Raw genomic sequence first — 13,795 nt, 5'->3', positions numbered from 1 at the left:
AAATAAATTTTATGCAAAAGGATTTTAAAGCCATAGCCGAATCACAGGTAACTATTTCTGAACTTATGCTTCCCTCCCATTCCAATTTCAACGGAAAGATACATGGAGGTTATGTGCTTTCGCTTTTGGACCAGATCGCTTTTGCCTGCGCTTCGAAACATTCCGGAGTTTATTGCGTGACAGCCAGCGTCGATACAGTCGATTTCCTGAACCCAATTGAGATAGGAGAATTGGTGACTATGAAAGCCTCCGTGAATTTTGTGGGGAAGAGCTCCATGTTGATCGGAATTCGCGTGGAGGCCGAAAATATTCAGACGGGGGAGGTCAAACATTGTAATTCTTCCTATTTTACAATGGTAGCCAAGGACAGTGATGGAAATTCAGTTAAAGTCCCGGGCCTCATTCTTAAAACCAAAGATGACATTCGACGCTTTGCCAAAAGCATAAAACGCTACGATAATAAAAAGGTGCGTAGCCGGGAATTCCATGAAACCGACTTTGTTTCTGAAGAGCACCTGTATATCGTGGAAACCTACAACGTCAAAATTGAGCAGTAATTGAAGTTTAACGGATTTATTGCCGCCCTGCTTTTCGCCATTCTACTGGCCTGGTTCCTGCCGAATGGGCCTGAATTATTTCCTCTTAAAACCATCACCGATATTGGTATCGGACTCATTTTTTTCTTTTACGGTCTAAAGTTGTCCCCCGCAGAATTCAAGCTGGGGATCTACAACTATAAGGCCCATATCCTCATTCAGTTAAGCACCTTTGTGCTATTCCCGCTTCTTGTCCTCGCCTGCCTTCCTTTATTCGAGGGTGGTAGTGGATCAGATCTTTGGATAGCATTGTTCTTCCTTGGCGCCCTGCCTTCTACGGTAAGTTCGTCGGTAGTTATGGTTTCATTGGCCAAAGGAAATATTCCCACAGCGATCTTCAATGCCAGTCTCTCAGGCCTTGTCGGGATCGTGGTGACTCCGCTCTGGATGAGTATTTTTCTGAAAGCTTCTGATGATTTTCAACTGGGGAATGTGGTTCAAAAACTGGTAGTACAGGTCTTTTTACCTTTGATCATCGGATTATTCCTGCAGAAGTTTTTTGGGGAGTTGGCAAGAAAGAATAAATCAAAGATCAGCTTTTTCGATAAGACTGTGATCGTGTTGATCGTTTATTCCAGCTTTTGCGGCGCCTTCACCGCTCAACTATTTTCTACAGTTTCCTTACAGGACTTAGTGAAGCTGGCTCTCATCGTGATCACGCTCTTTTTCATTGTTTACTTCGGAATAGGAAAGATCTCTCAACTTTTAGGTTTTTCAACCGAAGATGAGATCACTGCTAAATTCGCAGGAACTAAAAAATCACTCGTACATGGTTCGGTAATGGTGAAGATCATCTTCGGAAATAGTGCCACAAATGCCATTTTTCTGCTTCCTATAATGCTTTACCACATTCTGCAACTTCTGGTGATCGCAGTTTTTGCTGAAAAATACAGCAAGCGACAAAAAGTTGTGGAAGAAAGAGCTTAAAAAGGAATACTGGAATTTCCGCCAATAATATTGACGGTAAAAAGAACCCAGGCCATTACCAGCAAAAGGCCTCCTAAGGGAGTAACAGGTCCTAAAAATGCCATTTTTGAACCCTTTGCAGAGCTCAGCACGAGTCCATAGATACTGAAGGAAAAGAAAAAAGTTCCAAGCATGAAGAACCAGGCCATCAGGTTTTGAGAATATCCTGAAACGGGAAAGATCACTCCGACAAGGATGAGCATCAAAGCGTGATACATTTGATATTTCACTCCTGTCTCAAAGCTTTTCAGCAATTCCGGATGAACCAGCTTTTTGAGTCCATGCGCGCCAAAAGCCCCAAATATTACAGCTAAAGCTCCATACACTCCGCCACAGATCATTACGATTTCTTTCATTCCTCAAAATAAAAAAGGCTGTTTTCAGCAAAACAAACTTCTGAAAAGATCCAGAATAGTAAGTTCCGATAAAAACAGCCTATTAATTCTATTTGGTCAAATACATTTTTCTCCTTGAGTACAACTCGTAAAAGACATCATCTCTTAAACTATCAATAAAGAGAATGCTTTCACCCGTACTTTTCATTTCAGGTCCCAGTTGTTTGTTCACATGTGGGAATTTATTGAAAGAAAAAACAGGTTGCTTGATGGCATAACCATTCAAGTCAGTTTTATACTCAAAATCGGTCACTTTATTGGCACCCAACATCACCTTCGTTGCGTAGTTCACATAAGGTTGCCCGTATGCTTTAGCGATAAAAGGAACAGTTCTCGAAGCCCTTGGGTTGGCCTCAATAATATATACCTTATCGTCCTTGATCGCAAACTGGATGTTGATCAACCCTACTGTATTCAGAGCCAGCGCGATCTTTTTAGTATGGTCTTTTATCTGTTGGATAACAAGGTCTCCCAGGTTGAATGGAGGTAATAACGCATTAGAGTCTCCGGAATGGATTCCGCAAGGCTCAATGTGTTCCATGATACCAATGATCTGCACAGTTTCTCCATCACAGATAGCATCGGCTTCAGCCTCGATCGCTCCATCCAAATAATGATCTAAAAGGAGTTTGTTATTAGGTATTTTACGAAGCAGATCTACTACCGTCTCTTCCAGATCTTTTTTATTGATCACGATCTTCATTCCCTGTCCACCCAACACGTACGATGGCCTTACAAGGATCGGAAAATCCAGTTCATCAGCCAGCGCCAATGCTTCGTCTGCCGTTTCGGCCACTCCAAACTCAGGATATGGAATATCATTTTCCTGAAGTAATGTTGAGAAAGACCCCCTGTCCTCGGCAAGGTCAAGTGATTGGAAACTGGTTCCCATGATCTTGATTCCGTAGCGGTCCAGCTTTTCAGCCAGCTTAAGAGCTGTTTGCCCTCCCAACTGTACGATCACCCCTTCAGGTTTTTCGTGGCGAATAATGTCATAGATGTGTTCCCAGAAAACCGGCTCAAAATATAGTTTATCAGCCACATCAAAGTCAGTTGAAACCGTTTCAGGGTTACAGTTGATCATGATGGTCTCATACCCACATTCCGAAGCAGCCAATACCCCGTGAACACAACAGTAATCGAACTCGATTCCCTGGCCAATTCGGTTTGGACCGGAACCAAGAACAATGATCTTTTTCTTGTCTGTAGTCTTACTGTCGTTCTCGACATATCGCTTGCCGTCCTTTTCAATTTCCGCTTCAAAAGTGGAATAATAATAAGGAGTTTCGGCTTTGAATTCTGCAGCACAGGTATCTACCAGTTTATAGACTCTGTTAATGTTCATTTCTTCCCTTTTCTTATGCACCTGGCTCTCAAGGCACTTCAGCATATAAGCGATCTGTCTGTCTGCAAATCCTTTTTGCTTGGCCTCCAGCAACAGGTCTCTTGGAAGGGTGTCTAAGGTATATTTTGATATCTCGGTTTCGAGAGCGTATAGTTCTTCGTATTGTTTGAGGAACCACATATCGATCTTCGTGATTTCGTGGATCCTGTTAAGGGTAATCCCAAGTTGAATCGCATCATAGATCACAAAAACGCGATCCCAGCTAGGATTTTTCAACTTCTCCAGGATCTGGTCGTAATTGGTATAACCTTTCCCGTCAGCCCCGAGTCCGTTTCTCTTGATCTCCAGTGATTGAGTGGCCTTATGAAGGGCCTCCTGGAAGGAACGTCCAATTCCCATCACCTCTCCTACAGATTTCATTTGCAGACCTAAAGTACGATCACTGCCTTCGAATTTATCAAAGTTCCAGCGAGGTATCTTTACGATCACATAATCCAGAGTAGGCTCAAATAAAGCCGAAGTTGATTTGGTGATCTGGTTGTCGAGCTCATCAAGCGTATAACCTATGGCAAGCTTGGCCGCGATCTTGGCAATAGGATATCCCGTCGCCTTGGATGCCAGGGCTGACGACCTCGAAACCCTCGGGTTGATCTCAACAGCAATGATATCTTCCTTCTCATCTGGGCTAACGGCAAACTGCACGTTACAACCACCTGCAAAGTCTCCGATACTCCTCATCATTTTGATGGCGAGGTCACGCATCTTCTGGAAGGTGACATCGCTTAAGGTCATTGCCGGAGCCACTGTAATAGAATCTCCGGTGTGGATTCCCATTGGATCCATGTTCTCAATGGAACAAATGATCACCACATTGTCATTTTTATCCCTCAATAATTCAAGCTCATACTCTTTCCAGCCTAAGAGGGCTTTATCAATCATGACCTCGTGTATAGGGGATACCTCAAGACCGTAGGTGAGCATTTCATCAAACTGGTCTTCAGTATGTACAAAGGAAGCACCTGATCCTCCCAGTGTAAAGGAAGCCCTGATCACCAGGGGAAATCCGAATTCCTGTGCGATCTCTTTTCCCTGAAGGAAAGAAGTAGCGGTACTGGCCGGTGCCACTGGCACCCCTATTCTGCCCATGAGCTGCTTGAACTTCTCCCTGTCTTCAGTAATGTTTATGGCGTCAATATCAACTCCAATGATCTTTACTCCAAAATCTTCCCATATTCCTTTTTCATCTGCTTCGATACAAAGGTTAAGGGCAGTTTGCCCTCCCATTGTAGGCAGTACAGCATCAATTTGCGGGTGTTCTTTTAGAATTTCGACAAGAGATTTTGTGGTAAGCGGTTTCAGGTACACATGATCGGCCATGGAAGGGTCGGTCATGATGGTCGCGGGATTGGAATTAATAAGAACGGTCTCTATCCCGTCTTCCCGAAGGGACCTGAGGGCCTGGGTTCCTGAATAATCGAATTCACACGCCTGACCGATGATGATCGGACCAGAACCGATAATTAAAATACTCTTGAGATCTTTGTTTTTAGGCATCTGGAAATTTTATGAATTGAATGTAAAAATATGAACCAATAGGGTATAAAAAAAGGCGTTACTCTTAAAAGTAACACCTTTATTATTTTCGAAGCTAATTATCATTTAGTGCTTATGCCTGTTCTCTGAGGAAACCGATAATTTCTTTCTGCCCTTCGCTCTTCTTCGAGCAAGCACTTTTCTCCCGTTAACACTTGCCATACGTTCTCTGAAACCGTGCTTATTTTTTCTTTTCCTCTTTGATGGTTGAAACGTTCTTTTCATGATAATTATCTTTAATCTTCTTTGAAATCGCTTAAAAATCAGCTCCAGGACCTTTCCCCAAAACTGCGGGCAAATATACAAAGAGTTTTTACTCCCGCAAACCCTATTTTGAAATAATTTTCAATTGTTTTTGTTACCTTTGCGGCCTTCAAAACTACAATAAAAATGTTCAATAAGATTTATAAACTCATCATAGCCGGCATTCTTTTAATTGTTTCAATTTGGCAATTTGCCGAAGGAAATATTGGAAACGGCATCTTTGTGCTACTCCTGGTAGGAATTTTTATATTCCTATATTACAAGAACGAAATGATCCTCCTGGCATTTCTAAAACTTCGGAAGCAGGATTTTGAAGGAGCCAAAAAGTGGCTCGACAAGATCAAGGATCCGGAAAAAGCCCTTACCCAAAAGCAGCAGGGTTATTACTGGTACCTGCACGGACTAATGGTTTCTCAAACCAACATCAGTCAGGCTGAAAAATTCTTTAAGAGAGCCGTAAAGCTGGGACTATCTATGGATCAGGATCTGGCAATGGCCAAACTTAATCTTGCAGGTATTGCCATGACCAAACGCAGAAAACGTGAAGCACAAATGCTGCTGCAGGAAGCAAAAAAGCTGGATAAACACAATATGCTGGAAGACCAGATAAGAATGATGAAACAACAGATGAAAAAGATCTAGGATCTTAACATTTTCTTCTGTTTTTATTATAATAATTCCATTTGATTTTAACGTTGTGCAGTTCAACAAGTATTTGTGTTGTTGACCGATAATATTTGAGCTGAACAATGGTTTTGTTTAAATTTGCAGGGAATTTGCACCCCTAGTAAATGCGTAAATTACTACTGTTATTTAACATTTTATTTGTAGTATCAACTTACGGTCAGGACGACCCCGTCTCCTTCTCACAGGCCATCGCCACCCACCTTCCGAAATACAAAGAAAAAGCCGACAAAGCTTATCGCCTTAGAAATACCGAAAGAGCAGAATTCTTATTCGACTCCCTGGTGAATTACTGCCTTAAAGGCAGCCACATGGATGACTTCAAGGTGAGAGATCTTAAAGACGAGGTAGTAGCTCTGGATGAGTTCAAAAAGCCGGTATACCTTATGACCAATTCCTCCTGGGTAGTTTCTACCGACGGAGAAATTTCTGCGCTCAATAAACTGGCTGAAAAATATCATGAGCAGGTTGATTTTGTAATGCTTTTCTGGGATAAACGAAGTACGGTAAAAGACCTGTCGAAACAATACCACAAGAACATCAAGATCTTCTATGTTGATGAGCTTAAGAACAACAGTCCGTATGTAGTGAAAACCATGAAACACTCCCTGGGACTTCCAACCAGCTTTCTTCTTAATAAGGATAAAGAAATTATAGATATTCGCCGAAAGGTGTCGCATCCTTACGGGATCGAGTTTGAGAAATCGTTCAACCTGAACTTTGATTCCTTTTCACAGGCAATTTCCCTGCTACTTATTAAAGATAGCAGCCAGTACTCTACTGCTTCTGAATAGAAGCAATATTCAAATTAAATTTTCAGAAATTACAGCAGTGGAGCCCAAAGCCTCCAGAAGGATTCTTTTATCTTCCGGAAAGGAGAACGGTGCCTCCATTGTTCCAGGGAATTAGGGGAACACTCTTCCAGATCGGCTAAATATTGCTTTAGCATTTCAGCCGCTATGCCTTCATCATAGATCAAAGCGTTAATCTCAAAGTTTAGCAGAAAGCTCCTGTGGTCCATATTACACGTGCCCACGGTAGCAAAACAATCATCAATTACCATGGTCTTGGCATGGACCATTCCTTTTTCGTAGTGAAAGATCTCCACCCCGCTTTCCAACACTTGTTCTACAAATGAATTGGTGGCATGCCTTGCGACCCAGGAATCTCCTTTGCGCGGAATAATGATCTTCACCTCCACTCCACTTCGGCTGGCGGTACAAAGAGCGGTGAGTATCTCCTCATTAGGGATAAAATAAGGGGTGGTTATATAGATGTATTTGTCGGCCGTATTAATGGCCATAAGCACCGCCTCCATAATATTCGGATAGTCGGTATCAGGCCCACTGGCGGCAATCTGTACCGCAACATTAGCATCAATCTCAACCTCAGGATAGTATTCATCCTTCACCTCGATCTCTTCTTCCGTCAGGAAATTCCAGGTATATAAGAACTGGGTTTGTAAGGCCTTCACCGCTTCTCCTTCTATTCTGGAATGGGTATCTCTCCAAAAGAAATCGGAATCTTCTTTATTGAGGTAGAAATCACAGATGTTTATTCCCCCCACGTAACCAACCTTTCCATCGATCACCACAATTTTGCGGTGGTTTCTATAATTTACCTTTCGGTGAAGGTTTTTGAACCACACCGGCTGAAAAGAACACACCTCCACTCCGGCCTCTTTCATCTTCTTGAGACCTTTATTACTCATTTCGCTACCCAGATAGTCATAGCTTACCTTGACTGATACTCCCTCTCTGCTTTTATCACATAGAATATCGATCAACTGTGTCCCGATCTCATCACTATTAAAAATGTAATATTCGAGATGAATATGGTCTTCGGCTTTTTTTAGGTCCTCAAAAAGGGATTTGAACTTATTGTTTCCGTTCCAAAGGATCTTAACTTTATTATTGACGGTAACCGGTGTCTTCTGATTATTCTGAAGCAGATTAATTATTTTGGACTTTTTCGTGAAAATTGGATTATCGGTCCCATTAAGTTTATCCCTCTCAAGAAGGAACTTTTTTTCCCATTTTTTAATGCGATCATGAGAATAGATCTCCTCCCTTTTATAAAATTTTGTTTTCCGGTATTCCTGCCCAAAGAAGATGTAAATAAGAATACCAATAAACGGCAAAGCCACCAGGGCCAGAATGAAGGCAATCGTTTTTGTTGGATTCCGGTTGTGCATCACAATGAACATTATTATGCCCAGAGCGATCAAATAGTTTAAGACCAGTAGGGAAATCCAGATGTTTTCTTCGAGGTATTCCAGCATTAATTGGGAGCCGTGTAATAGCCTTTTTCAGGCAATTCTATTAAATATTCTTTTTTTGATTTATTATTCAAATGAGTTTCCCGAAGCCATGGATTGTGGATCTTCAGGATCTTGTAATTAATTCCGAACTTCTTGGCAAAATCAGCAAAATCGGTCACTGCCGTATCCACTTTCACCTTGTAAGACGGCACATCTTTATACAGATCTTTTTGCCTGTAGTTGAACCCGTATTTTTTCGGATTATTCATTATTTCTTTCAGAGCCATAATTCTGAACACATACCGGCCGGTCTCTTCGCCCAGTAAAAGATCATAATAATTATTGGCATCCTGCCTCTCCTGTTGCTTATCAATTCCATAGTTACCGGCGTTGTATGCAGCGGCAGCCAATGTCCAGGAGCCAAGTCTTTCTTTTGATTTCTTCAGGTAATCAGCAGCTACTCTTGTCGATTTTTCAAGATTATAACGCTCATCAACATTATCATTTATTTCAAGGCCATACTCCTTTCCGGTAGCTTCCATGATCTGCCAGAAACCCCGTGCTCCAGCCGGAGAAACAGCATTAGTCAAACCGCTTTCAATAACAGCAAGATATTTGAAATCATCCGGCACCCCTTTTTCCTTTAAAATAGGTTCTATAACCGGAAAGTATTTGTTCGCCCTCTTTAAAAGCAACAAAGTATTAGACTGCCAATATGTGTTTACTAGTAGTTCCCTATCCATACGCTCATAAATATCGGGGATCTCCACCGGCACCGGTTCTCCCGCAAATTCCAGGTCCTCAGGCATTGGCAGGGCATAGACGTTATAGTCATTTATCAGCTTTCCTTCCTGGTTCTCGTCACTGGGAGCATCCTGCACCGCATTGATACTCAACCCACATATAGCCAGTAATCCAGCAACCAAAAAAACATTCCTCATTTTCATTTTCCCAAGCTTTGTTATTAAAATTAGTCTTTCTTTTCTTCTTTATTAATTTTTCCTGTTAAAATTATCTCTTCCAGGTGTTCGTTGAACCAACGAAACCTATTGATGATCATGATATGAGTACCTCCCGGAACGGTGATACAGCCGTCAATATATTTATACGGAAAGATCTCATCTTTATCTCCATGTATATGTACGATCCCGGGAATAGGCTCTTTCCTGTCCCAGCACACCATTTTTTCGATAGCCCAATCCAAATACCGGGTATCTGTAATAGAAAGGTATTTTTTGTACAGTTTCACACGTTTCTTCGCGAAATCACCGACCACTATATTTTCAAATACATCGACGTGTCTCGCCAGGGAAGTCGGCAGAATTTTAAACAAACCTGTAAACCTGGCCAATCGCATCCTTCGCGGAAGTTCTTTTTCAGTTTTGACACTGGAAATTATGATGACCCTTTTGACTTTGATGCACTGCGCCATCTCCTCTACTACCACTCCTCCAAAAGACACTCCTATTAAAACAGGGTCTTTATGTTTTACCCTTTTACACATCCTGGAAGAATAGTCCCTCAGGCTTTCTTTGGGTTTGGGTAATATCCAGTCTAACCAGTGGATCTGGAACCGGTCCCCGGGAAGTTCAATTTTTTCGAAAATCGTGGGATTTGCTGCCAAACCTGGCATACAATACACATGAATAAGGGGCCTCTCTTCCATTTTTTACAGCTTCTTCAGCTGAAAATTCACTCAAAAACGTTAACTTTATGCTCAAATTTAAAGGAAAATTGAGGGCTTCCAATAAATTTTTCAGAAAAAATTTTCTCTTCAGAAATCCGAATCCACACGAGCTCTGGATATGGTGCTTCAAAAGTGAAGGTCAACTATGGCCGGTTTTTTGATTATGCTTTTTAGAAACAAATACCTGTAGTACCCATGAATACTCAATTATCTATTAACGACAATGAGTTCTTAAGACAGTTTGAAGCTGAAATTGACGGTGAACTTGTAAAGATCGAATACGCTCAACAAGACCGGAAGATCTTTCTTACCAAATTGATCATGAGTGACGAATTACGCGAGAAAGGTTACTTGGACCTGTTTATTGAGCAAGTACTGGAGATCATCAAGGACCGCAATATCAGCGTAATGCCAACCAGCCCAACAGTGGCAAAATTCATGCGGAAGCACCGCCGCAAATATAAGAGCATGCTTCCCGTAGGTATTAATATCTAAGCAGGTACTGCCGGTTCGTTTACATATTCAAACCGCACCAGGCCGTCTTCATCTATTTTCTTTAATTCCACCTGATGAAGGGTATTTACCAGTTCAGGGTTCCACGGAGTCTTAACTTTGACATAATTCTCGGTGAACCCATGGATATAACCTTCTTTATTTTCTCCTTCAAAGAGAACGGTTCTTGTCGTTCCCAATTGGGATTCATAAAAAGCCCTGCGTTTCTTGGCTGAAAGTCCCCGCAGCATTTTACTTCTTTTTTTCCTCACCTTCAGTGGAACAACCTCTCCCATTTCGGCAGCTATCGTATTATCCCTTTCTGAATAAGTAAACACGTGCAGGTATGAAACCTCCAGGTCATTCAGGAATTTATAGGTCTCCAGGAAATGCTCATCAGTTTCTCCCGGAAATCCAACGATCACATCCACCCCAATACAGGCATCTGGCATTACCTGTTTGATCCTGGCCACACGATCAACATAAAGTTCACGAAGGTAACGGCGGCGCATCGCCTTTAGAATATCATTACTACCGCTTTGCAACGGAATGTGAAAATGCGGCACAAAAGTCTCACTTTTGGATACGAAGTCGATCGTCTCATTCTTCAGAAGGTTCGGCTCTATGGATGAGATGCGGAGTCTTTCGATCCCTTCTACCCGGTCGAGAGCTTTTACAAGGTCCAGAAAAGTGTGCTCGTGTTTTTTGTTTCCGAACTCTCCTTTGCCGTAGTCCCCAATGTTTACTCCGGTAAGAACGATCTCCTTGATCCCTTTTTCACTGATGGTTCTGGCATTGTTCAGGACATTTTCCAAAGTATCACTTCTCGAGATTCCTCTTGCCAACGGGATGGTACAGTACGTACATTTGTAGTCACAGCCATCCTGGACTTTGAGAAAGGCGCGGGTACGATCCCCGAATGAATAAGAACCCACATAAAAGTCGGCTTCTTCTATTTCGCAGGAATGCACTTCCCCCATATCATTTTTGGAAAGATCATTCAGGTAATTAGTGATCTTGAATTTTTCTGTAGCGCCCAGCACGAGGTCTACCCCGTCTACTGCAGCAAGCTCTTCGGGCTTCAGTTGCGCGTAACAACCCACTGCTATAATAAAGGCATTCTCATTGGCCTTTTGAGCGTGTTTTACAATGGTTTTAAAACGCTTATCTGCATTATCGGTCACCGAACAGGTGTTGATCACGTAGATATCTGCTGCCTCTGAAAAATCTACCCGTTGAAATCCTTCATTTTTGAAGCTTCTGGCAATGGTAGAGGTCTCTGAAAAATTCAGTTTACAACCCAGCGTATAAAAAGCTACTTTCTTTTGATCTTGCATTGTATCTCCTTCCTGAAATCCACCACCTAAAAGCCCGAATTTCAAATTGTTAGTACTAGCCTCCAAAAATGACATTTTGAAGGCTGCAAAGATACCAACTATAATTTGTTTTATAAAACCGGAACCGGAATGTTAGGAAGGTCTTCAAAAATGCCATTTTTGAGTATCTTGTTCAGAAATCTTTTAAATAAATGAGCTTCGGAAGTGCTTTTGGTGCCCTTGTTAGTCTAAAAAACAACAGGCGCAATCACTCGGGAAGGACTGAAAAGCACCTTACCGGAAAAGAATCGATCAGCGGAGTTAAAAGTCATCGCACCCCTTCTCCTGAAGAATTGCAGCAAATACGAAACAGATTACAGTTAGAAAATAAGAAACGACAACAAAAACTATATGCGGTTGCAATTTTCCTACTTCTACTTTTTGTTGCCTTTTTCAGTTTTTTCATGTTCTAAAAAATAAGGTCTCATAAATGACATTTTTGAGACCTTATTTTTTGAATGGAAGTAGAATTAATCCCTTCTATATTTTTTGGTTGCCTCAAAGACATGTTCGAGAATAGCCTTGTCTTCTTCTGAAAATTCAATGTCACGCCGCGCCATTACTTTTTCGGCTACCTCAAAAGCTTTATCGGTCTTATAGGTGGTAGTTCCCCCGCTTCCGCCCCAACTAAAGCTGGGAATGAAATTCCGCGGAAAACCGGCGCCAAAGATATTGGCACTGACGCCTACTACTGTTCCGGTATTGAACATGGTATTGATCCCACATTTACTGTGATCGCCCATCATCAATCCGCAGAACTGAAGACCAGTGGCCGCGAATCTTTCCGAAGCATAATCCCAAAGGCGGACTTCGGCATAATTATTCTTGAGGTTGGAAGTATTGGTATCTGCTCCCAAATTACACCACTCACCCAAAACAGAATTTCCTAAAAAGCCATCATGACCTTTATTGGAGTATCCAAAAATGACAGAATTGTTGACTTCTCCCCCAACCTTACTATGAGGTCCCACGGTGGTTGGTCCATATATTTTTGCTCCCAGCTTGAGACTGGCATGCTCACAAAGTGCGAAAGGACCACGAACGATACTTCCTTCCATAACTTCGGCATCGGCAGCTATATAGATAGGACCTTCAGAAGCATTTAAAATAGCGCATTCTACCTTCGCCCCTTCTTCAATGAAGATATTTTCAGGTGCAATAAGGCTGTTAGTAGAAGATATTGGACGGCTTATCCTATCATGGGTGAGCAATTGAAAATCGGCTTCTATAGCCTCTCCGTTCAGTCGGAAAATATCCCAGGTATGCTCTACTCTAAAAGCCTTTCCTTCCAGCTCGATCGAAGTGCACGTGTCAAAATCAACATCCTGATCTTCGCAGGCGAAAAAAGCAACCACATCTTCATCATGAAAAATGGCCTCTCCTTCCTTTAACTCCCTCACCTGCTCCACCAATTCCGGAGTTGGCAAAAATGAGGCATTTATCATGACATTTTCCTCCATTTCAACCATTGGCCACTTTTCTGAAAGATAATCTTCGGTGATGGTAGAAGTGGTAGTATCGAGATATTTCTCCCATTTTTCGCGAATTGTGAGGATCCCGATCCTCATATCGGCGACCGGCCGGGTATAGGTAAAAGGCAGGAACTGGTTCCTTACAGAACCGTCAAAGAGTATGTAATTCATTAGTTAGAACTTTAAACCGTAAAGGTACAAGGAAAATCGGGAATTATTTAGAACAGGGATCTTGAAAAGCAGCGGTTCTAAAACAAAAAAGCCTCCACAAGGGAGGCTTTAGAATATAAGATCTTCGGGAAATTACTTTTTGAATTTCGCGTATTTGTTCTTGAATTTGTCGATACGTCCGGCAGTATCCAATAATTTGGCTTTACCGGTGTAGAAAGGGTGAGAAGTCCTGGAGATCTCCAACTTCACTAAAGGATATTCCTTACCTTCAACCTCAATGGTCTCTTTTGTATTTGCGGTAGATTTAGTTAAAAAAACTTCGTCGTTAGACATGTCTTTAAACGCTACCAGTCTATAATTTTCCGGATGGATTCCCTGCTTCATCTCTTTATTCTTTAAAATCTTGTAATTTTTTCGAGGTGCAAATTTAATTATTTTTTACATAACTCCAACTATCACTACTAATATTTTTAGTTCAATTAATAACTTTTCCC

The 13,795-nt window shown here is 41.7% G+C and carries 15 protein-coding genes; 6 read left to right on the top strand and 9 right to left on the bottom strand.

Translation table 11 applies throughout. The annotated features are described in order from the left end of the window. Positions 1 to 11: 11 nt before the first annotated feature. Complete coding sequence (locus ACNORC_RS09785; RefSeq protein ID WP_418335459.1) at positions 12 to 557, top strand: acyl-CoA thioesterase; 546 nt, start codon at positions 12 to 14, stop codon at positions 555 to 557. Then, positions 558 to 1,523 (top strand): bile acid:sodium symporter family protein, encoded by a 966-nt coding sequence (locus ACNORC_RS09780; protein WP_418335458.1) that lies wholly within the window; start codon positions 558 to 560, stop codon positions 1,521 to 1,523. Here the strand turns inward: ACNORC_RS09780 and ACNORC_RS09775 are convergent. The 3 genes from ACNORC_RS09775 to rpmH all read right to left on the bottom strand — a co-directional run bounded on the left by ACNORC_RS09775 (position 1,520) and on the right by rpmH (position 5,120). Further along, entirely contained in the window at positions 1,520 to 1,918 is a 399-nt protein-coding gene (locus tag ACNORC_RS09775; protein WP_418335457.1) for a DUF423 domain-containing protein, read from the bottom strand. The genes ACNORC_RS09780 and ACNORC_RS09775 overlap by 4 nt on opposite strands. A gap of 88 nt (positions 1,919 to 2,006) precedes the next feature. Continuing rightward, on the bottom strand, positions 2,007 to 4,856 hold the full coding sequence (gene carB, locus ACNORC_RS09770) for a carbamoyl-phosphate synthase large subunit (RefSeq protein WP_418335456.1): 2,850 nt from the start codon (positions 4,854 to 4,856) through the stop codon (positions 2,007 to 2,009). A 105-nt stretch (positions 4,857 to 4,961) separates the two neighbouring features. Continuing rightward, positions 4,962 to 5,120: a 50S ribosomal protein L34 gene (gene rpmH, locus ACNORC_RS09765; RefSeq protein WP_013071475.1), complete on the bottom strand. Its 159-nt coding sequence runs from the start codon at positions 5,118 to 5,120 to the stop codon at positions 4,962 to 4,964. Between the two features lie 165 nt (positions 5,121 to 5,285). Between rpmH and ACNORC_RS09760 the strand changes: the two genes are divergently transcribed. Together ACNORC_RS09760 and ACNORC_RS09755 are read left to right on the top strand one after the other, a co-directional pair. Continuing rightward, entirely contained in the window at positions 5,286 to 5,801 is a 516-nt protein-coding gene (locus ACNORC_RS09760) for a tetratricopeptide repeat protein (protein ID WP_418335455.1), read from the top strand. A 149-nt stretch (positions 5,802 to 5,950) separates the two neighbouring features. Next, positions 5,951 to 6,637: a thioredoxin domain-containing protein gene (locus ACNORC_RS09755; RefSeq protein WP_418335454.1), complete on the top strand. Its 687-nt coding sequence runs from the start codon at positions 5,951 to 5,953 to the stop codon at positions 6,635 to 6,637. Positions 6,638 to 6,666: 29 nt separating this feature from the next. Here ACNORC_RS09755 and cls read toward each other — a convergent pair whose 3' ends face one another. The 3 genes from cls to ACNORC_RS09740 are packed head-to-tail and all read right to left on the bottom strand — an operon-like array spanning position 6,667 to position 9,769. Beyond that, positions 6,667 to 8,124: a cardiolipin synthase gene (cls, locus tag ACNORC_RS09750; RefSeq protein WP_418335453.1), complete on the bottom strand. Its 1,458-nt coding sequence runs from the start codon at positions 8,122 to 8,124 to the stop codon at positions 6,667 to 6,669. After that, entirely contained in the window at positions 8,124 to 9,050 is a 927-nt protein-coding gene (locus tag ACNORC_RS09745) for a lytic transglycosylase domain-containing protein (RefSeq protein WP_418335452.1), read from the bottom strand. The genes cls and ACNORC_RS09745 overlap by 1 nt, the downstream gene beginning before the upstream one ends. A 23-nt stretch (positions 9,051 to 9,073) precedes the next feature. Beyond that, positions 9,074 to 9,769, bottom strand: coding sequence for an alpha/beta hydrolase (locus ACNORC_RS09740; protein WP_418335451.1), 696 nt, complete (start codon positions 9,767 to 9,769; stop codon positions 9,074 to 9,076). Between the two features lie 216 nt (positions 9,770 to 9,985). Between ACNORC_RS09740 and ACNORC_RS09735 the strand changes: the two genes are divergently transcribed. Then, positions 9,986 to 10,285, top strand: a complete 300-nt coding sequence (locus ACNORC_RS09735; RefSeq protein WP_418335450.1) for a GNAT family N-acetyltransferase — start codon at positions 9,986 to 9,988, stop codon at positions 10,283 to 10,285. Here the strand turns inward: ACNORC_RS09735 and mtaB are convergent. Further along, positions 10,282 to 11,619: a tRNA (N(6)-L-threonylcarbamoyladenosine(37)-C(2))-methylthiotransferase MtaB gene (mtaB, locus tag ACNORC_RS09730; protein ID WP_418336157.1), complete on the bottom strand. Its 1,338-nt coding sequence runs from the start codon at positions 11,617 to 11,619 to the stop codon at positions 10,282 to 10,284. The genes ACNORC_RS09735 and mtaB overlap by 4 nt on opposite strands. 191 nt (positions 11,620 to 11,810) lie before the next feature. Between mtaB and ACNORC_RS09725 the strand changes: the two genes are divergently transcribed. Continuing rightward, on the top strand, positions 11,811 to 12,071 hold the full coding sequence (locus ACNORC_RS09725; RefSeq protein ID WP_418335449.1) for a hypothetical protein: 261 nt from the start codon (positions 11,811 to 11,813) through the stop codon (positions 12,069 to 12,071). Positions 12,072 to 12,128: 57 nt separating this feature from the next. On the opposite strand, the gene ACNORC_RS09720 is transcribed toward ACNORC_RS09725, so the two are convergent. Beyond that, positions 12,129 to 13,301, bottom strand: coding sequence for a GlmU family protein (locus tag ACNORC_RS09720; protein ID WP_418335448.1), 1,173 nt, complete (start codon positions 13,299 to 13,301; stop codon positions 12,129 to 12,131). 132 nt (positions 13,302 to 13,433) lie between these two features. Continuing rightward, positions 13,434 to 13,685: a type B 50S ribosomal protein L31 gene (locus tag ACNORC_RS09715; protein WP_418335447.1), complete on the bottom strand. Its 252-nt coding sequence runs from the start codon at positions 13,683 to 13,685 to the stop codon at positions 13,434 to 13,436. Between the last annotated feature and the right edge of the window lie 110 nt (positions 13,686 to 13,795).

Source organism: Salinimicrobium soli (assembly GCF_048323655.1).
GTDB classification, from domain to species: domain Bacteria; phylum Bacteroidota; class Bacteroidia; order Flavobacteriales; family Flavobacteriaceae; genus Salinimicrobium; species Salinimicrobium soli.
This window is presented reverse-complemented; position numbering and strand designations above follow the sequence as displayed.

Bases quoted from the DNA above. Each gene is read 5' to 3' on its own strand.
- ACNORC_RS09740 (WP_418335451.1), bottom strand. From the start codon at position 9,769: ATGGAAGAGAGGCCCCTTATTCATGTGTATTGTATGCCAGGTTTGGCA.
- ACNORC_RS09760 (WP_418335455.1), top strand. From the start codon at position 5,286: ATGTTCAATAAGATTTATAAACTCATCATAGCCGGCATTCTTTTAATT.
- carB (WP_418335456.1), bottom strand. From the start codon at position 4,856: ATGCCTAAAAACAAAGATCTCAAGAGTATTTTAATTATCGGTTCTGGT.
- rpmH (WP_013071475.1), bottom strand. From the start codon at position 5,120: ATGAAAAGAACGTTTCAACCATCAAAGAGGAAAAGAAAAAATAAGCAC.
- ACNORC_RS09720 (WP_418335448.1), bottom strand. From the start codon at position 13,301: ATGAATTACATACTCTTTGACGGTTCTGTAAGGAACCAGTTCCTGCCT.
- ACNORC_RS09725 (WP_418335449.1), top strand. From the start codon at position 11,811: ATGAGCTTCGGAAGTGCTTTTGGTGCCCTTGTTAGTCTAAAAAACAAC.
- ACNORC_RS09785 (WP_418335459.1), top strand. From the start codon at position 12: ATGCAAAAGGATTTTAAAGCCATAGCCGAATCACAGGTAACTATTTCT.
- ACNORC_RS09715 (WP_418335447.1), bottom strand. From the start codon at position 13,685: ATGAAGCAGGGAATCCATCCGGAAAATTATAGACTGGTAGCGTTTAAA.
- ACNORC_RS09755 (WP_418335454.1), top strand. From the start codon at position 5,951: ATGCGTAAATTACTACTGTTATTTAACATTTTATTTGTAGTATCAACT.
- ACNORC_RS09735 (WP_418335450.1), top strand. From the start codon at position 9,986: ATGAATACTCAATTATCTATTAACGACAATGAGTTCTTAAGACAGTTT.
- cls (WP_418335453.1), bottom strand. From the start codon at position 8,124: ATGCTGGAATACCTCGAAGAAAACATCTGGATTTCCCTACTGGTCTTA.
- ACNORC_RS09745 (WP_418335452.1), bottom strand. From the start codon at position 9,050: ATGAAAATGAGGAATGTTTTTTTGGTTGCTGGATTACTGGCTATATGT.
- mtaB (WP_418336157.1), bottom strand. From the start codon at position 11,619: ATGCAAGATCAAAAGAAAGTAGCTTTTTATACGCTGGGTTGTAAACTG.
- ACNORC_RS09775 (WP_418335457.1), bottom strand. From the start codon at position 1,918: ATGAAAGAAATCGTAATGATCTGTGGCGGAGTGTATGGAGCTTTAGCT.